Below are 17,613 nucleotides of genomic sequence, written 5' to 3' on the forward strand. Positions count from 1 at the left end.
GCGTGGACGGCCCGCTGCCGGGGCCCGTGGCCAGGGTGCAGCACGCATTGCACGCGCTCGGTGCCGCGGACACCGTTACGGTTTTCGACTCGATTGTCCCGACGGCGGCCGCCGCGGCCGCCGCCCTGGGCTGCGACGTCGCCGCCATCGCCAACAGCCTGGTCTTCGACCTCGAAGGGGTGCCGCTGCTGATCCTGGCCAGCGGGGCGGCGAAAGTTGATCTCCCAAAGGTCAGCGCGGAACTTGGCGCCGGCAGGATCCGCCGGGCCTCGCCCGGCTTTGTGCTCGAACATACGGGCCAGGAAGTAGGCGGCGTCGCACCGGTCGGGCATCCGAAAAAAATCAGGACGCTGCTCGATCAGTCGCTGGCGGCCCACCCCGTTCTTTGGGCCGGTGCCGGAGACCACAACTCGATGTTCTCCATCAGCTACGTTGAGCTGCAGCGGATCACCGAAGCCACAGTGCTGGCCGTACGGTAACGTGCGGCCCGCCCTACGCCAGGGTAATCAGGTCCAGGTAGTCTTCGTTCCAGTGGTCCTCGATGCCGTCGGGCAGCAGCACAACCCGCTCCGGGTTCAGCGCCGCCACGGCGCCTTCATCGTGGCTGACAAGCACAACAGCGCCGGTGTAGTTGCTCAAGGCCCCGAGGATTTCTGCGCGGCTTGCCGGGTCGAGGTTGTTCGTGGGCTCATCGAGGAGCAGTACGTTCGCGCTGGAGGCCACGATGGTGGCGAGGGCCAGCCGGGTCTTCTCACCGCCGGAGAGCACACCGGCGGGTTTGTCGACGTCGTCACCGGAGAACAGGAACGAACCCAGGATGTTGCGCACTTCGGCGTCGTTCATGTCCGGGGCTGAGGAACGCATGTTCTGCAGGACCGTGCGGTCGACGTCGAGCGTCTCGTGCTCCTGCGCGTAGTAACCAACTTTCAGACCGTGGCCTGCCACGACTTCGCCGGTATCCGGCTTGTCGACGCCCGCGAGCATCCGCAGCAGGGTCGTCTTCCCGGCGCCGTTGAGGCCCAGAATGACCACCTTGGAACCGCGGTCGATGGCCAGGTCGACGTCGGTGAAGATTTCCAGCGAGCCAAAGGACTTGCTGAGGCCGTCGGCGGTGAGCGGGGTTTTGCCGCAAGGCGACGGATCCGGGAAGCGCAGCGCCGCAACGCGGTCGGTGGCACGCACGGCTTCCAGGCCGCCGAGCAGACGCTCGGCACGCTTGGCCATGTTCTGCGCGGCCACAGCTTTGGTGGCCTTGGCGCGCATCTTGTTGGCCTGGTCGAAGAGGACCTGGGCCTTCTTCTCGGCATTGGCGCGCTCCCGCTTGCGCGCACGCTCGTCCGTCTCGCGCTGGGTGAGGTAACGCTTCCAGTCCATGTTGTAGAAGTCGATTTGGGCGCGGTTGGGATCGAGCAGGAACACCTTGTTGACGGTGGCCTCAAGCAGCTCGGTGTCGTGACTGATAACTATCAGACCACCCTGGTGGTTCTTGAGGAACTCGCGGAGCCAGGCGATCGAGTCCGCATCCAGGTGGTTGGTGGGTTCATCGAGGAGCATCGTCTCGGCGTCGGAGTAGAGGATGCGGGCGAGTTCGACGCGGCGGCGCTGACCGCCGGAGAGGGTTTTGAGCGGCTGGTTCAGCAGCCGGTCCGGCAGTGCGAGGTTGGAGCAGATCGCCGCGGCCTCAGCTTCGGCCGCGTAACCGCCGGCGGCCAGGAACTCCGATTCAAGCCGGTCGTAGCGGTTCATGGCCTTGCGCTGGACCTCAGCGTCTTCGCTGGCCATGTCCTCGTGGGTCTGCCGGAGTTTGCCGACTGCGATGTCCAGTCCGCGGGCGGACAGGATCCGGTCGCGGGCCAGCTGCTCCATGTCCGGGGTCCGGGGGTCCTGCGGCAGGTAGCCGATCTCGCCGCTGCGGGTGACCTTGCCGCCGGCCGGCTGGCCCTCGCCTGCAAGTACCCGGGTCAGAGTGGTCTTGCCTGCACCGTTACGACCAACAAGGCCGATCTTGTCTCCTTTGTCGATCCGGAAACTCACCTGGTCCATAAGGAGGCGGGCGCCGGCGCGCAGTTCGAGATCCTGGACGGTAATCAATGCAGCTAAGGCCTTTCACAACGGGGAACGCCGCGGCACAACGGTGGAATCTGGTGGGGGCCGGGGCAGTGTGGCCGAGAGAACGGCCGCTTCAAGTCTACCGGCCCAGCCTACGGCTGTTGACAAGGACGCCGCCGGCGGCCCGAATCTCCGGTGGCCAGCTGTTGGCGGGGGCCTCCAGCCGGCGGTCCGCTGGTTAGTAGGGCATCTACAAAAAACCCTTGCCGCTGCGGCCGTAGAGTCAAATCCAGGAGCAGTCCCCGTGTCACTTGCGATAGGAAATCCCATGACAGAGACCACTGGCAGCGACGCCGCCACCCGCGCCCGGCAACGGAACCGCTGGAACGCCACCGACCTGGCACTGATCGCGGTTTTCGCTGCGCTGGTGGCCGGCTCAGCCTTGATTGCCGCCGTTCCGGTGGCCGGGCTGGGTGTTCCCATCACGGTGCAGACGCTCGCCGTGATGCTGACCGGTCTCGCGCTCGGCCCCGGCAGGGCGTTTGCCGCCGTCGGGCTCTATGTGCTCCTTGGTCTCGCCGGGCTGCCGATCTTCAGCGGCGGACGCAGCGGGCTCGGGGTCCTGGCCGGTCCTTCGGCGGGTTACATCATCGGCTTCGTGTTTGCCGCGACGGCGGTGGGCTGGCTCAGCGCAATGGTGCTCCGGCGGACCGCGGGCCGTACCGGCAGGGGCCGCCCGGCGCTTCTCTTTGCTGCTGCGATGGTGAGCAGCATCATCTTCGTCCACGGCCTCGGCATCCTGGGTGTGATGGTTAATGCAAAGCTTGACTTCGAAAAAGCGTTCCTCGGTGACCTGGTCTTCTACCCGGGAGATGTGATCAAAAACGTGCTGGCCGTGACAATTGCGCTGACCCTGCACAAGGCCTTCCCGGACCTGCTGCTCCGCCGGGTCCAAACCGTTCTGCCGGCCGGCCCCGCGGCCGGCAGCAGTTCCAACGCCAAGGCGGCCCAGCGGCCATGAGCACCATCGTGCTGGACCGGGCCGCGGTGCGGGTGGACATCGACGGCCGGGCCGAGCCGAAGACCCTGCTGAAGGGGCTCACCCTGCGATTCACGGAGCAGCGGATCGGAGTGATTGGTGCCAACGGCTCCGGCAAGTCCACCCTGTTGCGGCTGTTGAACGGGCTCGTGCAACCAAGCAGCGGGACTGTCACTGTAGACGGGCAGGACACCGTCCGCGCAGTCCGGGAAGTACGCCGGCGCGTTGGTTTTGTCTTTACGGATCCGCTGTCCCAACTCGTCATGCCGACCGGCCGAGAGGATGTGGAACTTTCCCTCCGGCGTTCGGTCCGCAATGCCCGGGACCGGCGAAGCAAGGCCGAAGCGGTGCTGGAGCGCTTTGGGCTGTTGCCCCTGGCGGACCAGAGCATCTACGAGCTGTCCGGCGGGGAACGCCAATTGTTGGCTCTTGCGGCGGTCCTGGCCGTGGATCCGGCCGTGCTGGTCCTGGACGAGCCGTCGACCCTGCTGGACCTGCGCAACCGGGAACTGCTGCGGCGCACCCTGGCCGGGCTCAGCCAGCAGGTCATCCTCTCCACCCACGATCTGGAGCTGGCGCTGGACCTTGACCGGGTCCTTGTGGTCGACGCCGGCACGGTGGTGTTCGACGGCGGCCCTGCCGCCGCCGTCGAGCACTACCGCGGGCTCTGCGCCGGCGGGCCCTTCGGCTCCTGGCCACGACCCACTCAAGCTCCGGCCCCCGGTCCGGTCCGGCCGAGGCGGGGGCATCCGCAGGCGGAACAGCTATGAGCAACCACGCGTTCCTGCTCGCCAACTATGTGCCCGGAGATACCCTGCTGCACCGCGCACCGCTGTGGCTGAAGTTCCTGCTGGTTGTCGGCTGCGGCCTTGCGTCGTTCCTGATTGTGGACTGGGCCGCTTCGGCAGCAGCTCTGGCAGTGCTGTCCGTGGTGTTCCTGCTGGGCGGCGCAGGCCTGTCGCGGCTGATGCAGGCGGTCCGGCCGGTGCTTCCGGTGCTGCTGGTGATCGGGGTGTTCCAGTGGTGGCAGCTGGGCGGTCCTACCGCGGCACGGATTGTCTTGAACGTGCTGGTCTGTATTGTGGCGGCGTCGATCCTCACCGCCACCACCCCGGTGCAGCGGCTGCTCGACGGGGTTGCTTCGCTGGCGCGGCCCTTCCGGCGCCTCGGTGCGGATCCCGAGCGCTTCGCATTGACCATCGCCATTATGCTCCGCAGCATCCCGTTCATCGCCGGCGCCTATGGCGACGTCCGCGATGCCGCCCGAGCCCGCGGGCTCGAACGCAACCCCCGTGCCCTGATCCTCCCGGTCTTTATCACCACAGTCGCCTTTGCCCGGCAAACCGGAGAGGCGCTCGCTGCTCGCGGCCTGGGCGAAGCCGAGACCGGGACCGGGACCGAGGGGCATGGCGAGCCAGCCCCACCCGCCGCTGGACATGTCCTCCCCTAGCCGCACCCGCCGCTGGACATGTCCTCCCCTGGCCCGTGCCACTGGACCCAGACCTGTTATGTCCACCGGGTGAGCCCGGGGTTGGGCATGTCCATGCGCCGACGGCGGTTGGGCATGTCCACCGGAGGCAGGGACGCAACTACCGAAGACTCCGGTATTCCAGCAGCGCCGCGGTTCCCATTCCGCCGGCGATGCTGATCAGGGCAAGCGCCAGCTGTCCCTGCACCGGGGTGCGGCGGGCCTGGGCCAGCAGCCGGGTGACCAGCACCGCGCCGGACGCCCCGTAGGCGTGCCCGAGGGCCAGGGCCCCGCCATCGAGGTTTGCGCGCTCCGGGTCGATGCCGAGCCGGTCCAGGCACGCAATCGTCTGGGCTGCGAATGCCTCGTTGAACTCGACCAGGCCCAGCTCCGCGGCCGTAACGCGGCTGCGGCCCAGCACCCGCGCGGCCGCCACCGCCGCGCCGATGCCCAAGAGTTCCGGATCCACGCCCGCCGTCTGCGTGTCCCGGACCAAAAGCCCGTCGCGGGCGCCGAGCGAACGTGCCCGTTCGACCGAGGTGATCACGACGGCGGCGGCCGCGTCGGCGTCGAAGCATGAGTTCCCTGCGGTGACGGTACCGGCGGCGGCAAACGCCGGCGGGAACCGGGCCAGCACAGCCGCTGTCAACCCGCGGCGCGGCCCGTCGTCGCTCCGGATGGTGCGCGGACCGTCCGGTCCGGACACCCCGGGGAGTTCAACTATCTCGGCGTCGAAGAGTCCTGCCGCTGCCGAAGCCAGGGCGCGGTGGTGGCTGCGCAGCGCACCGGCGTCCTGGCGCTCCCGGCTGATCCCGAAGCGGGAGGCCACGTTTTCCGCGGCCTGCCCCATATCAGGGTCACCGTATCCGGGGGGGACAAACTGCGCCCGGGAGAAGAACTCCGGGACGCCGGCGCTATTTGTGCGGGCGCGAAGCGGGGCCGTGCTGATGCTTTCCACGCCGCCGGCCAGATACAGTCCGCCGCCGCCTGCGGCCACAAAGCGGGAAGCGAGCACAATTGCGTCGAGACCGGAGCCGCACTGGCGGTCCACTGTGAGACCGGGGACGCTGACGGGCAGCCCGGCTTCGAGGGCCGCTAGCCGGGCCACGTTTCCGCCGCCGCCCACGGCGTTGCCGATCAGAACGTCCTCAACCGCTTCCGGGGCCACGGCCGTGTCGCGCAGCAGGCTTTGGAGGACGGGGGCGAGGAGTTCATGGGCGGGCACGGTCTTTAGGACTCCGTTGGCCCGGCAAATCGGGGTGCGCCTGGCGGCGATGATGACCGGCTGCCGGTCCTCGGGAAGAATCAGTGGGCTGGGGTTAGTCAAGGCGCCGGACCCGGGGGTCGTTGCGGGCGATCCAGTCGAGCATCAGTTCCCGGCTGAGTTTGCCGCGGTCCGTCAGGGGAAGCTCCGCCAGGAGGAAGTACTGCAACGGCCGTTTGCTGCGGGCCAGCACGCCCTCAACGCCCGCCTTCAGCTGGGTCGCTGTCACGCCGCCGTGGGAGGGGACAATGCCGGCGACGACCTTCTGGCCGCGGAGATCATCCGCAGGGCCCGCGGCAACAGCGGCGGCCACGCCCGGAATGGAAGCCAAAGCCAGCTCCACCTCATGCGGGTAGACGTTGGTGCCGGCGGTGATGATCATCTCTGCGCGTCGGCCCAGCATGTGCAGCGTGGCGCCCTCAAGGTAGCCCTGGTCTCCCACGGTGTGCCATCCGTTGACGTTCTGCAGGGCGCGGCCGTCGTCGCCCCAGAGGTAGCCGTCACTGACCATCCCGCTGCGCACGCAGATGTTGCCAACGCTTCGGTCGGGCAACGGGTCTCCGGCGTCGTCGAGGATGCGGATTGCGACGCCGGGAAACGCCGTGCCGATCCCGGTTCCGAGCTGTTCCGGGGGCTGCCCGGGCAGGAGGCCCGCGCCGGAGACGAAGCTGAGCTCCGAGGCGCCGTAGTACTCGAAGATGGTGGCATTGGGTGCCCAGCGGCGTGCCGCCTCGAGGGTCCGCGCGTCCAGCTTCGAACCGGCGCAGATGATGCTCCGGATGCCGGCTGCGTCGACACCACCGCTTAGGCCCCGTTCGCTAAGGAGCCGGAGCATCGTAGGGACCAGGACCAGCCGGGTGATTCCGTCGTGGCTGACGGCAGCGTGTGCCTCTCCGACGTCGAACTTGGCCAGGGTGTGGAACTCCGAGCCAGCATACAGGCATTCGGACAGGGCATAGAGGTTCAGGCTGGCGGCCAGCGGGCCGGGCGCCAGGGTCCTGTCCCCCGGTTCCAGGCCGAAGAACTCCACCGAGGCGTCAAAGGACAGCCGCCAGGACCGGCGGGAACGGCTGAATGCCTTGGGAACCGACGTGGTGCCCGAGGTCAGGCCGATCAGGAACGGGGACCCGGCCGGCCCGTCCACCAGAGCGGACCCGGCGACCAGCGCATCCGCGGCCGGAACTGCATCGCCAATCCGTTTCCTGATTTCGTCCTGCAGGTGCGGCGGCCAGGCCGGGTCCAGCACCGCGCATTGCCGCTCCCCCGCCACCGCGGCCGTAAACGCCGCGGCGAAGTGCAGGGAGTTCTCCTCACAGAGCACCGTCACCGCGGGCGAGCCGTCCACCAGGCCGGCGGCCGCCTCGCGCAGTTCCTCCCAGCTCAGGCGCTGCCCGGCCACCACGACGGCGGTACCGTCGGGGCGGTCATCGGCCCACTGCAGGAGTCTGTTAATAAATGGCATCGAATCAACTTTACCGGCCGGGGAGTACCGGGCAGCCGGTCCACGATAATGTGACTCCATGAGTTTTAATGACAACGTCCAACTGGACCCATCCCAGGTACAAGACCGCCGCGGCGCGGGCCGCGGAGTCAAGGTCGGCGGCGGGATTGGCGGGGGCATCGTCCTGCTGATCGCAGTCCTGCTCGGCGTAAATCCCGCCCTGCTGGATGGCCTTGGCGGAAGCAGCACGCAGGACCCCGGGCCGCAGGGGCAGGGCGCCGCCGCGGCCTGCCTGACAGGTGCCGATGCGGACGCCCGCCTCGACTGCCGGATCACGGGAACGGTCAACAGCCTGAACGCGTTCTGGCCCGCCTACCTGGCGGAAACCGGCACCCGGTACCCGCAACCGCAAACTGTTATCTTCGCTGCGGCCACCGGCACAGGCTGTGGCAATGCCACCTCGGAGGTGGGGCCGTTCTACTGCCCCGCCGACAGTACCGCGTACTTTGACCCGGGCTTTTTCCAGGAACTGGTGGATCGGTTTGGCTCTTCCGGCGGACCGCTGGCGCAGGAGTATGTGGTGGCCCACGAGTTCGGCCACCATGTCCAGAACATCCTGGGGAACCTGGACCGGGCCCAGCAGGATCCCCAAGGACCCGAATCCGGGGCCGTCCGGGTGGAACTGCAGGCTGACTGCTACGCGGGCTTGTGGGTGCACTACGCCACCACCGCGAAGGATCCCGCGACCGGGGTGCCGTTCCTGGAACCGCTCAAGGAGCAAGACCTCAAGGACGCGCTGTCCGCTGCCTCGGCGGTCGGTGATGACCGGATCCAGAAGGCCGCGACCGGCAAGGTGACTCCGGAGGCCTGGACCCACGGTTCCAGTGCCCAGCGCCAGACCTGGTTCTACCGGGGCTACACGTCCGGGGATATCAAGCAGTGCGACACCTTCACCGGCGCCACCCCGTAGCCGCAGACCCTGCAGGCCGTGAAACGCCGACGGCGGGCCCGCCCCCAGGGGGTGGGCCCGCCGTCGTCTGTACGTCCGGGACGCGGTGCAGACTTAGATGTTGAAGCCGAGGGCCCGCATCTGGTCGCGGCCGTCTTCGGTGATCCGTTCCGGACCCCACGGCGGCATCCACACCCAGTTCAGCCGCCATTCGTCGACGACCCCGTCGAGGGCCTTGCCGACCTGCTCCTCGATCACATCGGTGAGCGGGCAGGCAGCCGTCGTCAGCGTCATGTCGATCAGCAGGGCGCCATCGTCGTCCGAGTACTTCAGTCCGTACAGGAGGCCCAGATCAACGATGTTCACGCCCAGTTCAGGGTCGATCACATCCATAAGCGCCTCTTCGACATCCTCGAGGGCCGTGCGGGCCACATTGAGTTCGGTCATCGTATAGTCCTCACTAGGCCTGTGCTGCAGCGGAAGCGGCAGCGATGGTGGCCGCTCCTGCGCCGGTGGCGTAGCGGTCGTAGCCTTCATCTTCGAGGCGGTCGGCGAGCTCCGGGCCGCCCTCTTCGACAACCTGGCCGTCAACAAACACGTGCACGAAGTCCGGCTTGATGTAGCGCAGGATCCGGGTGTAGTGCGTGATCAGCAAGGTGCCCATTTTGCCCTCTGAGTGGGCGCGGTTGACGCCTTCGGAGACAACCTTCAGTGCGTCGACGTCGAGGCCGGAGTCGGTCTCGTCCAGGATGGCGAACTTCGGCTTGAACAGCTCCAGCTGAAGGATCTCGACGCGCTTCTTCTCGCCGCCGGAGAAACCCTCATTGACGTTGCGCTGGGTGAAGTCGGCGTCAATGCGCAGCTGCGCCATGGCAGCCTTGACGTCCTTGGTCCAGGTCCGCAGCTTGGGTGCTTCGCCGTCGATCGCGGTCTTGGCGGTGCGCAGGAAGTTCGTCATGCTGACGCCGGGAACTTCGACGGGGTACTGCATGGCCAGGAATACGCCGGCGCGGGCGCGCTCATCGACGCTCATGGTGAGGACATCCTCGCCGTCCAGCGTGATGGTGCCGGAGGTGACGTTGTAGCGCGGGTGACCGGCGATGGTGGACGCCAGGGTCGACTTGCCGGAACCGTTCGGGCCCATGATGGCGTGGGTCTCGCCCGTGCGGATTGTCAGGCTGACGCCCTTCAGGATTTCCTTTGTGCCCTGCTCGGTGTCAATGCTGACGTGCAGGTCCTTGATCTCAAGAGTAGACATGTGCCTTGTTCTCCTCTGCACGGTGCCCTGTGGCACTGTGCGGTTCTTTGTCGATAAGTTTCTTGTGCGGGGGCCGGCTGCAGGCAGCTAGCTGAAGTTCGGGGCCTCGGCACCGTTCAGGACGTTGGTGAAGTCCACATAGACCTCGTCGTCCAGGACGGTGACGGCAAAGACAGGAACAGGGTCGTACGCCGGCAGCTGCAGCGGCTCGCCGCTGCGCAGGTCGAACTGTGAGCCGTGGCCCCAGCACTCGATCCTGCAGCCCTCCACCTCACCCTCGGAGAGTGAAATGTCCGCGTGCGAGCAGGTATCACCGATGGCGTGGATCTCCCCCATCGAGTCCTTGACGATCGCGACGGGGAAGTCGTCGACCAGGATCCGCAGCGCCTGCTTGAGTTGGATCTCACTGGCTTTGCAGACGAGCTCGCCTTGTGGCTGTTCAGTCATTGCTGGTTTCCGTGTTCTCTCGTGCTGCGCTTTAGTTTTCCGTCGCCGCGAGTTCGCGCTCGACGGCTTCCGTGAGGCGCTCCTCGATGGCCGGGACCTGGATCTGCTGGATGATCTCGTTCAGGAAGCCGCGGACCACCAGACGGCGGGCCACCTCTTCCGGAATTCCGCGGGCCATCAGGTAGAACAGGTGCTGGTCATCGAACCTTCCGGTTGCGCTGGCGTGTCCGGCCCCGGCAATCAGGCCGGTCTCGATTTCCAGGTTCGGCACGGAATCGGCGCGGGCACCGTCGGTGAGGACCAGGTTGCGGTTGGCCTCGTACGTGTCGGTGCCCTCTGCTTCCTTGCGGATCAGGACGTCACCCACCCAGACGGCGTGCGCATTGCGGCCCTGCAGGGCGCCCTTGTAAAGCACGTTGGACTTGCAGTTGGCGACTGCATGGTCCACAAAGAGGCGCTGCTCCAGGTGCTGGCCGGCATCGGCGAAATACAGGCCGAACAGTTCCACTTCAGCGCCGGGAGCCGTGAAGCGGGCCGACGGCGTCACCCGCACCAGATCCCCGCCCAGGCTGACGACGATGTGCTTGAACTTGGCGTCACGGCCGAGCTTCACCTGCTGGGACGAGGCGTGTACGGCGTCGTCGTTCCATTCCTGGAGCGAGATGACCGTCAGCTGCGCGCCGTCCCCGACGAGGATCTCGATGTTTTCCGAGACGACAGCCGTGCCCTGGTGGTCCAGGACAATCACGGACTTGGAGAACTGTTCCGCAACAATCACCAGGTGCTGCGCGGAAGCTTCGGTACCTTGGCCGGTCAGCAGGACGCTGACTTCGCCCTCCACCTGGACCTCGGCCGGAACCGTAATGACGGTGGCTTCGGTGAAATTCTCCCAGGCGTTCGCGGAGACACGGTCCTCGGGGATCGCGGCAGAGCCGATCCGGCGGTCCTCACGGCCGACGGTCTCGACCACAACGCTTTCGGGGGCGGTGACGCTCACGGTCGGCGCAGCGCCGTCGAGGACGTCGGTGTGCAGGCCGCGGAGCCGCTTGAGCGGGGTGAACCGCCAGTCTTCTTCCATCCCGGTCAGCGGCTTAAAGTCCGCCAGTTTGTAGGAGGTCAGGCGCCCGGCGCGCGAGCTGTCCGGAATACCAACGCCGCCGCCGTGCGAGTGGGCCTTGACGGCTTCGCCGGCCAGGGGCGACTTGGACTCCGCAGAGTTCAGCGGGGAGAGGCTTTCGCCTTCCTCGGTGAAACCGTTGATGAACGGCTGGGCGGAGGGCGCGCCGATGCGGGCTTTTTCAGTAGTGATGTCAGTCATTAACCGACCGATCCTTCCATCTGCAGTTCAATCAGGCGGTTCAGCTCGAGGGCGTATTCCATCGGCAGCTCACGGGCAATCGGCTCGATGAAGCCGCGGACGATCATCGCCATGGCCTCGTCTTCGCGCATACCGCGTGACATCAGGTAGAACAGCTGCTCCTCGCTGACCCGCGAGACGGTGGCCTCGTGCCCCATCGTCACATCATCTTCACGGATGTCGATGTAGGGGTACGTGTCCGAACGGCTGATGGTGTCCACCAGGAGAGCGTCGCAGCGGACGGTGTTGGCCGAGTGCTTCGCGCCCTCGCGGACCTGGACCAGACCGCGGTAGGCGGCACGTCCGCCGCCGCGGGCCACGGACTTGGAAACTATCGAGCTTTTTGTGTTCGGAGCGATGTGGACCATCTTGGAGCCGGTGTCCTGGTGCTGGCCTTCGCCGGCAAACGCAATCGAGAGGGTCTCGCCCTTGGCGCCTTCCCCGACAAGGTAGACCGCCGGGTACTTCATGGTGACCTTGGAGCCGATGTTGCCGTCAATCCACTCCATCGTGGCGCCCTCTTCGCAGATGGCGCGCTTGGTGACCAGGTTGTACACGTTGGTGGACCAGTTTTGGATGGTCGTGTAGCGGACGCGGGCGCCCTTCTTGACGATGATTTCCACTACTGCGGAGTGCAGCGAGTCCGAGGTGTAGATCGGCGCCGTGCAGCCTTCGATGTAGTGGACGTAGGAGTCCTCATCCGCGATGATCAGCGTGCGCTCAAACTGGCCCATGTTTTCCGTGTTGATGCGGAAGTAGGCCTGCAGGGGGATGTCCACGTGGACGCCCTTGGGAACGTACACAAACGAGCCGCCGGACCACACCGAGGTGTTCAGCGACGCGAACTTGTTATCGCCCACCGGGATGATGGTGCCGAAGTATTCCTGGAAGATCTCCGGGTGCTCGCGCAGCGCGGTGTCAGTGTCCAGGAAGATCACGCCCTGCGCTTCGAGGTCCTCGCGGATCTGGTGGTAGACAACCTCGGACTCGTACTGTGCAGCCACGCCGGAGACCAGGCGGCTGCGCTCGGCTTCCGGAATACCCAGCTTCTCGTAGGTGTTCCGGATGTCCTCAGGCAGGTCTTCCCAGGTGTTGGCCTGCTTTTCCGTGGACCGCACGAAGTATTTGATGTTGTCGAAGTCAATGCCGGAGAGGTCAGCGCCCCAGGTTGGCATGGGCTTGCGGTCGAAGTACTTCAGACCCTTGAGGCGCAGGTCCAGCATCCATTCCGGCTCGTTCTTCTTGGCTGAAATGTCGCGGACGACGTCCTCGTTGATGCCCCGGCGGGCGTTGGCGCCGACGTCGTTCTTGTCGGACCAGCCGTACTCATAGGTACCGATTCCGTGGAGCTCGGGATTCTTTTCCAGAATCTCCGAAATCACAGTGGATTCAGCAACCTTCTTCTCTGATAGTTGGTCCGTCATCACGGCCTTTCTTGCAGATGGTTGGATACTTCGTCCAGGCTGCCCGGGTTGGTTGCGGTGCTGTGAGGCACCGTGGCCGCCGGACGGCCTGTAGGTATGTGGGTGGTGCAGACGTGGCCGCCGCGGGCCAGTGTGGACAAGCGGCGGACATCAACGCCCACCAGCCGGGAAAACACGTCGGTCTCGACGTCGCAGAACACCGGGAACTGCGCGGCGAGCTGTTGGATGGGGCAATGTCCCTGGCAGAGCTGCACGCTGGAGAGAGCCGCCGGCAGCGGCGCCCGCGCCTCGATCGACGCAGTGGAGGCCACGAACCCGTCGCGGCTCAGCGCCTCCGAAAGCGCCTGGGCACGGGCAGTGATGTCCTGCCCGGCCGCCTCAATCTCGGGCGCGTAGCGGCGCTCCATTTCGCCGAAACGCTCGACGGCGAACTGCCGCACGGCCTCAGGGCCCGCCATTTCGCCCAGGCGCCGCAGCGCCAGGGAAGCGATGTCGAGGTAGTCGTTTCCGAGTGTTTGCTGGCCCTGTGAACTGAGGACGTAACGGCGCGCCGGACGCCCTGCCCCCGCTCCGGAGCGGGCCGCCCGCTTAACTTCGATCACGCCACCGCTGGAGAGGTGGTCCAGGTGCCGTCGTACCGCCGCGGACGTGAACCCCAGCAGGTCCCCGAGTTCAGTTGCGCTGATGGGGCCGTGTTCGAGCACGGCATTCAGCACCCGGTCCCGGGTGCGCTCTTCGGCATCGGCCGCCGGAAAAGCAACTGACGCATCGGCCGCCACGGACCCGGACGATGCCCTTGGCACCGTGCGCGGGAGGCTTGTTCGCCCGGTAGGGCTAACAGACTGGGGTGGGCTCATGGAATACACAACACAATAATGTCGTAATTTAGTCCCCCGATCCAGTAAGGCAGGACTATCCCCGCTGATGCTGTGCGCCGGCCGGCGCCAGCAGCCCGCCTTCGCACCCCGGCTGACGGCCGGAATGCGGGCTACTACATCCCGTAGAATGTTCTGGTGCGATCCCCCCAATCCCCCGTCCTGACCATCAGTGGCCTCGTCAAGGATGTTGGCCCACTCCCCACCCTCGACGGTAAAATGCTGCGGGTGGTCAGCGGGATCTCCCTTGTCGCCGAACGCGGACAGGTCACGGCACTGCTGGGGGCCAACGGGGCCGGTAAGACCACTACTATCGAATGCGCCCAGGGGCTGCAGAAGCGCACCCAGGGAAACATCAGCCTGCTCGGCGAGGACCCGGACACGGCGGGGGCCCGCCTGCGCGCCCGCGTAGGAGTGATGCTGCAGGACGGCGGCCTGCCGCCCTCGGCCCGGCCCATCCCGCTGCTCAGGCATATCGCCGGCATGTACCAGAACCCGCGCCCGGTCGGGGAACTTATTGAACGCCTCGGCATTGACGCTTTCAGCCGGACGTCGGTGCGGCGGCTCTCGGGCGGGCAGAAACAGCGGCTTGCTCTTGCCGCCGCCCTTGTGGGCAATCCCGAAGTCCTGTTCCTGGACGAGCCAAGTGCCGGCCTGGACCCGCAGTCGCGCCAGCTGGTGTTCGAGCTCATCTCCGAACTCCGGAACCTCGGGATGGGAATCGTCCTGACCACCCACCTCATGGACGACGCCCAGCGGCTCGCCGACTACGTCTACATCATCGACGCCGGCCGCAACGTTGCCGAGGGGACGGTTGCAGAACTCCTGCAGCACCCCCTCCCGGCAGGCGCCGGCGAGCAGCATATCCGAACGCTGCTGTTCGAGACCGAGCCCGGACTGGATTTCACCGGTGTGCTGCGGGGTGGCGTCAGCGTCACCGAAACGCGGGCCGGCAGCTATGCCGCGACGGGTGCGCTGACCGCCGAGGACCTCGCGGCGATCACCGCATGGTGGGCCGGCCGGGGAATCATGCCACGCTCGCTGCGCCTGGAAGCGCGCAGCCTCGAGGACGTTTTCCTCGACATTTCCGGAAGGGAAGTCCGATGACCCGCGAAAGTTCCGCCGCCGGCAGTACGTCACTGGGGAGCGTTCCGCCGGGCACCGTCTCGCCGGCCGGTCAGCTGGGGAGCGCCCCCGCACCACTGCTTCGCCGCATCCTCCTGCAGGGACGGTACGAGACCGTCACCATGCTCCGGAACGGCGAACAGCTGATCCTGGCGATAGTGCTGCCGCTGCTGGCCATGGTGGGCCTGACCGTAACACCGTTGCTGGACGGATTCGGCGCGAGCCGGATCAATGTCGCAGTGCCGGGCATCCTCGCGCTGTGCGCCATGTCCACAGCCTTCACCGGCCAGGGCATCTCGACCGGGTTTGACCGCCGCTACGGTGTACTCCGATTTCTCTCCACCACTCCGCTGGGCCGAACCGGTCTGATAGCCGGTAAGGTCCTCGCGGTCCTGGTGGTCCTGACCCTGCAGGTCCTGGTCGTCACCGCAGTGGCCTTGATGCTTGGCTGGCAACCGAATCTGCTGGGCTGGGCCCCGGGTCTGGCTGTGCTGGTGCTCGGGGCCGCGTCCTTTAGCGCCCTGGGCCTGCTGGTCGCCGGGACGGTCCGGCCGGAGGCGACCCTCGCGATCACCAATCTGCTCTGGATCCTGCTCGGTGCCCTCGGGGGGATTGTGATCCCGGCCGAACGGCTGCCCGTCTTGGCGCAGGCGATCGTGCACTACCTGCCCTCCGGCGCCCTCGGACAGGCTCTAAGGGATGCGTTTCTTTCCGGCAGTGTCAACCCCGCGCCCGTAATTGTCCTGCTGCTCTGGACGGCGATCGCCGGCGGCGCAGCAACCCGTTGGTTCAAATGGAATTGAGAAAACTGTGAGCACGGACTCCCGCCTGCCCCGAACCGCCGCCCGGGTTATCGCCTGGCTGCCCGACACCGTTAACGCGACGGTAAAGCGGCTGGCGGTGCTGTCCCTCATCGGCCAGACCCTCCTGATCGTGACCGGCGGCGCGGTCCGCCTCACGGCGTCGGGACTGGGTTGCCCCACGTGGCCGCGCTGCACGGATTCTTCGCTTGTGAACACCCCGGAAATGGGCATCCACGGCATCATTGAATTCGGGAACCGGCTCCTGACCTTCGCACTGGCTGCGGTCGCGGTAGCCATGCTGGTGTATTTGTGGAAGCTCCGCAAGGAACGCCGCGACCTCTTCCTGCTGGCCCTCGGGCTGCTCGCCAGCATCCCGGCACAGGCAATCATCGGCGGCATCACAGTCCTGACCCAGCTGAACCCCTGGGTGGTTGGCCTGCACTTCCTGGTCTCCATGGCACTCGTGGTCCTCGCAACCCTATTGGTTAACCGCGCCTACGGGCGGACGGGAAAATTCCGGGTGGCAGTGGTGGTGGCGCTTCCCGGGGCCACCCGCCCGCTGATGATTGCCGTCGCAATGCTATCCGCCGTTGCAGTCTGTCTGGGCGTGGTGGTTACCGGCGCGGGCCCGCACGCGGGCGACGCGGACGCCCCGCGCAACGACCTGGACTGGGACCTGTTCGCACACATTCATGCTGTTCCGGCCTACCTGGTGACCGCCGGTGCCCTGATCGCGCTGTACCTCATCGTTAGGGACCGGATCACCGGACCCTTCCGCACCGCCGTCGTGATGCTCCTCGGCGTCACCGTGCTGCAGGCCGCCATCGGCTTCACCCAGTATTACAACGGCATCCCGGCGCTGCTGGTCGCCGCACACATGCTCGGGTCTGCCCTGCTGATGAGCGCGGCAACCAACGCCGCCGACCTCGCCCGCAGCAGCCCGCTGAAGTAACAATTCACCACACAAACAACGCGGGGTCACCTGCCGCCCGGGATGGGCGGCAGGTGACCCCGCGTTGTTGTTACGGAGGTCAAGCGGAGTTCAGGATGTGCGGCGGCTAGCGGCCCATGATCGCCGGTCCGATGAACGGATCGACCGCGACGGCGATAAAAAGCAGGGTCAGGTAGCTGATTGAACCGTGGAAGACCTTCATGGCACTCTTGTTGGACACGTCCCCGGCCTGCGCCCGGTTGTGCAGTGAGTGCGATTCGTAAAGGAACCACGCCCCCGCGAGGACCGCCGTCACCGTGTAGACCCAGCCGGCGCCGCCGGCCGGGACCAGCAGCAGCGAGCATGCCACCATGGCCCAGGCGTACAGGACCACCTGCACCGAGACCACCTTCGCACCGGCGATCGCGCCGAGCATCGGAACGTTGGCGTTGCGGTAGTCCTCGCCGTAGCGCATGGACAGCGGCCAATAATGCGGCGGCGTCCACAGGAAGATGACCATAAAGAGCACAACGGCAGGCCACTGCACCGTGTTCGTCACCGCAGCCCAGGCAATGAGCACGGGGAAGCAGCCGGCAGCGCCGCCCCAGACGATGTTCTGGGCCGTGCGGCGTTTGAGGATCATGGTGTAGATAACGACATAAAAGACAATTGCACCAAGCCCGAGCCAGGCCGCGAGCGGATTGGCGCCGAACCAGAGGATGACGATCGCTGCGGCGCCCAACAGCCAGGAGAAGACCAAGGCCTCCCGCGGGGTGACCTCCCCCGTGACGAGCGGCCGGTTCTCGGTGCGGTGCATCAGTTTATCGATGTCGCGGTCGATGTAGCAGTTGAAGGAACCTGCGCTGCCCGCGGCGAATGCGCCGCCTACGAGCGTTGCCAGGATCAGGCCGATCGACGGGAAGCCGCGTTCGGCGTAGATCATGGTCGGCAGGGTGCTGACCAGCAGCAACTCGACGACGCGGGGTTTTGTGAGCGACAAATAGGCCTTGGCTTTGCGGGCAAAGCCGATCCTCCCACGGACGGGAGAAGCGTTCAGCGGCGTATCTGTTGTGCTCACGGTGGCAGTCACTCTGTTCTGTCTGGCTGATCAGTCCGGCTTTTCCGCAACACAGGTTGCATGTCGGCGGGGGCCCACGCGCATTCTACCGGCGCGTCCGCACCC

At 66.4% G+C, this 17,613-nt stretch carries 18 protein-coding genes; 8 read left to right on the plus strand and 10 right to left on the minus strand.

The features are described 5' to 3' along the window. The first annotated feature begins 2 nt into the window (after positions 1–2). Entirely contained in the window at positions 3–479 is a 477-nt protein-coding gene (locus QK287_RS09630; protein ID WP_226774909.1) for a YbaK/EbsC family protein, read from the plus strand. Between the two features lie 13 nt (positions 480–492). On the opposite strand, the gene QK287_RS09635 is transcribed toward QK287_RS09630, so the two are convergent. Beyond that, on the minus strand, positions 493–2,091 hold the full coding sequence (locus QK287_RS09635) for an ABC-F family ATP-binding cassette domain-containing protein (RefSeq protein ID WP_226774908.1): 1,599 nt from the start codon (positions 2,089–2,091) through the stop codon (positions 493–495). Between the two features lie 286 nt (positions 2,092–2,377). On the opposite strand from QK287_RS09635, the gene QK287_RS09640 reads away from it, so the two are divergent. The 3 genes from QK287_RS09640 to QK287_RS09650 are packed head-to-tail and all read left to right on the plus strand — an operon-like array spanning position 2,378 to position 4,538. Then, positions 2,378–3,070, plus strand: coding sequence for a biotin transporter BioY (locus QK287_RS09640; RefSeq protein ID WP_226774907.1), 693 nt, complete (start codon positions 2,378–2,380; stop codon positions 3,068–3,070). Further along, entirely contained in the window at positions 3,067–3,858 is a 792-nt protein-coding gene (locus tag QK287_RS09645) for an ABC transporter ATP-binding protein (RefSeq protein WP_226774906.1), read from the plus strand. The genes QK287_RS09640 and QK287_RS09645 overlap by 4 nt, the downstream gene beginning before the upstream one ends. Beyond that, positions 3,855–4,538 carry an energy-coupling factor transporter transmembrane protein EcfT gene (locus QK287_RS09650; RefSeq protein WP_226774905.1) on the plus strand — a complete coding sequence of 228 codons (684 nt, stop codon included), beginning with the start codon at positions 3,855–3,857 and terminating at the stop codon, positions 4,536–4,538. The genes QK287_RS09645 and QK287_RS09650 overlap by 4 nt, the downstream gene beginning before the upstream one ends. Positions 4,539–4,677: 139 nt before the next feature. On the opposite strand, the gene QK287_RS09655 is transcribed toward QK287_RS09650, so the two are convergent. Together QK287_RS09655 and QK287_RS09660 are read right to left on the minus strand one after the other, a co-directional pair. Next, a complete protein-coding gene (locus tag QK287_RS09655) occupies positions 4,678–5,883 on the minus strand; it encodes a thiolase family protein (protein ID WP_282359939.1) in 1,206 nt (401 codons plus the stop codon). Further along, on the minus strand, positions 5,876–7,282 hold the full coding sequence (locus tag QK287_RS09660) for an AMP-binding protein (protein ID WP_226774903.1): 1,407 nt from the start codon (positions 7,280–7,282) through the stop codon (positions 5,876–5,878). Before QK287_RS09660 ends, QK287_RS09655 begins: the two co-directional genes overlap by 8 nt. Before the next feature lie 58 nt (positions 7,283–7,340). Between QK287_RS09660 and QK287_RS09665 the strand changes: the two genes are divergently transcribed. Next, positions 7,341–8,231, plus strand: a complete 891-nt coding sequence (locus tag QK287_RS09665; RefSeq protein WP_226774902.1) for a neutral zinc metallopeptidase — start codon at positions 7,341–7,343, stop codon at positions 8,229–8,231. Between the two features lie 93 nt (positions 8,232–8,324). On the opposite strand, the gene QK287_RS09670 is transcribed toward QK287_RS09665, so the two are convergent. From QK287_RS09670 to QK287_RS09695, 6 genes are all read right to left on the minus strand, one after another. Beyond that, positions 8,325–8,657, minus strand: coding sequence for a metal-sulfur cluster assembly factor (locus QK287_RS09670; protein ID WP_226774901.1), 333 nt, complete (start codon positions 8,655–8,657; stop codon positions 8,325–8,327). A 13-nt stretch (positions 8,658–8,670) separates the two neighbouring features. Further along, entirely contained in the window at positions 8,671–9,468 is a 798-nt protein-coding gene (sufC, locus tag QK287_RS09675; protein WP_226774900.1) for a Fe-S cluster assembly ATPase SufC, read from the minus strand. Positions 9,469–9,555: 87 nt separating this feature from the next. Further along, positions 9,556–9,915: a non-heme iron oxygenase ferredoxin subunit gene (locus QK287_RS09680; protein ID WP_226774899.1), complete on the minus strand. Its 360-nt coding sequence runs from the start codon at positions 9,913–9,915 to the stop codon at positions 9,556–9,558. 31 nt (positions 9,916–9,946) lie between these two features. Beyond that, positions 9,947–11,233, minus strand: a complete 1,287-nt coding sequence (gene sufD / locus QK287_RS09685; RefSeq protein WP_226774898.1) for a Fe-S cluster assembly protein SufD — start codon at positions 11,231–11,233, stop codon at positions 9,947–9,949. Beyond that, positions 11,233–12,696, minus strand: a complete 1,464-nt coding sequence (gene sufB / locus QK287_RS09690) for a Fe-S cluster assembly protein SufB (RefSeq protein ID WP_226774897.1) — start codon at positions 12,694–12,696, stop codon at positions 11,233–11,235. Before sufB ends, sufD begins: the two co-directional genes overlap by 1 nt. Then, positions 12,696–13,553, minus strand: coding sequence for a winged helix-turn-helix transcriptional regulator (locus tag QK287_RS09695; protein WP_226774896.1), 858 nt, complete (start codon positions 13,551–13,553; stop codon positions 12,696–12,698). The genes sufB and QK287_RS09695 overlap by 1 nt, the downstream gene beginning before the upstream one ends. Before the next feature lie 156 nt (positions 13,554–13,709). Here QK287_RS09695 and QK287_RS09700 point away from each other — a divergent pair, with 156 nt between their 5' ends. Genes QK287_RS09700 through QK287_RS09710 form a run of 3 tightly spaced genes read left to right on the plus strand, consistent with a single transcriptional unit; the run spans position 13,710 to position 16,451 of the window. Further along, positions 13,710–14,678 carry an ABC transporter ATP-binding protein gene (locus QK287_RS09700; protein WP_226774895.1) on the plus strand — a complete coding sequence of 323 codons (969 nt, stop codon included), beginning with the start codon at positions 13,710–13,712 and terminating at the stop codon, positions 14,676–14,678. Continuing rightward, the gene (locus QK287_RS09705; RefSeq protein WP_282359940.1) at positions 14,675–15,499 is read left to right on the plus strand and encodes an ABC transporter permease; all 825 of its coding nucleotides are present in this window, start codon (positions 14,675–14,677) and stop codon (positions 15,497–15,499) included. The genes QK287_RS09700 and QK287_RS09705 overlap by 4 nt, the downstream gene beginning before the upstream one ends. 7 nt (positions 15,500–15,506) lie before the next feature. After that, a complete protein-coding gene (locus QK287_RS09710; protein ID WP_282359941.1) occupies positions 15,507–16,451 on the plus strand; it encodes a COX15/CtaA family protein in 945 nt (314 codons plus the stop codon). Positions 16,452–16,557: 106 nt separating this feature from the next. Here QK287_RS09710 and QK287_RS09715 read toward each other — a convergent pair whose 3' ends face one another. Continuing rightward, on the minus strand, positions 16,558–17,520 hold the full coding sequence (locus QK287_RS09715; protein WP_226774892.1) for a heme o synthase: 963 nt from the start codon (positions 17,518–17,520) through the stop codon (positions 16,558–16,560). Between the last annotated feature and the right edge of the window lie 93 nt (positions 17,521–17,613).

This window comes from Arthrobacter sp. AL05 (assembly GCF_029960715.1).
Lineage (GTDB): Bacteria > Actinomycetota > Actinomycetes > Actinomycetales > Micrococcaceae > Arthrobacter.

What these genes read in the sequence shown, in the direction of transcription:
- QK287_RS09640 (WP_226774907.1), top strand. Translation starts at nt 2,378, where the DNA reads ATGACAGAGACCACTGGCAGCGACGCCGCCACCCGCGCCCGGCAACGG.
- QK287_RS09645 (WP_226774906.1), top strand. Translation starts at nt 3,067, where the DNA reads ATGAGCACCATCGTGCTGGACCGGGCCGCGGTGCGGGTGGACATCGAC.
- QK287_RS09650 (WP_226774905.1), top strand. Translation starts at nt 3,855, where the DNA reads ATGAGCAACCACGCGTTCCTGCTCGCCAACTATGTGCCCGGAGATACC.
- QK287_RS09660 (WP_226774903.1), bottom strand. Translation starts at nt 7,282, where the DNA reads ATGCCATTTATTAACAGACTCCTGCAGTGGGCCGATGACCGCCCCGAC.
- QK287_RS09665 (WP_226774902.1), top strand. Translation starts at nt 7,341, where the DNA reads ATGAGTTTTAATGACAACGTCCAACTGGACCCATCCCAGGTACAAGAC.
- QK287_RS09670 (WP_226774901.1), bottom strand. Translation starts at nt 8,657, where the DNA reads ATGACCGAACTCAATGTGGCCCGCACGGCCCTCGAGGATGTCGAAGAG.
- sufC (WP_226774900.1), bottom strand. Translation starts at nt 9,468, where the DNA reads ATGTCTACTCTTGAGATCAAGGACCTGCACGTCAGCATTGACACCGAG.
- QK287_RS09680 (WP_226774899.1), bottom strand. Translation starts at nt 9,915, where the DNA reads ATGACTGAACAGCCACAAGGCGAGCTCGTCTGCAAAGCCAGTGAGATC.
- sufD (WP_226774898.1), bottom strand. Translation starts at nt 11,233, where the DNA reads ATGACTGACATCACTACTGAAAAAGCCCGCATCGGCGCGCCCTCCGCC.
- sufB (WP_226774897.1), bottom strand. Translation starts at nt 12,696, where the DNA reads ATGACGGACCAACTATCAGAGAAGAAGGTTGCTGAATCCACTGTGATT.
- QK287_RS09695 (WP_226774896.1), bottom strand. Translation starts at nt 13,553, where the DNA reads ATGAGCCCACCCCAGTCTGTTAGCCCTACCGGGCGAACAAGCCTCCCG.
- QK287_RS09705 (WP_282359940.1), top strand. Translation starts at nt 14,675, where the DNA reads ATGACCCGCGAAAGTTCCGCCGCCGGCAGTACGTCACTGGGGAGCGTT.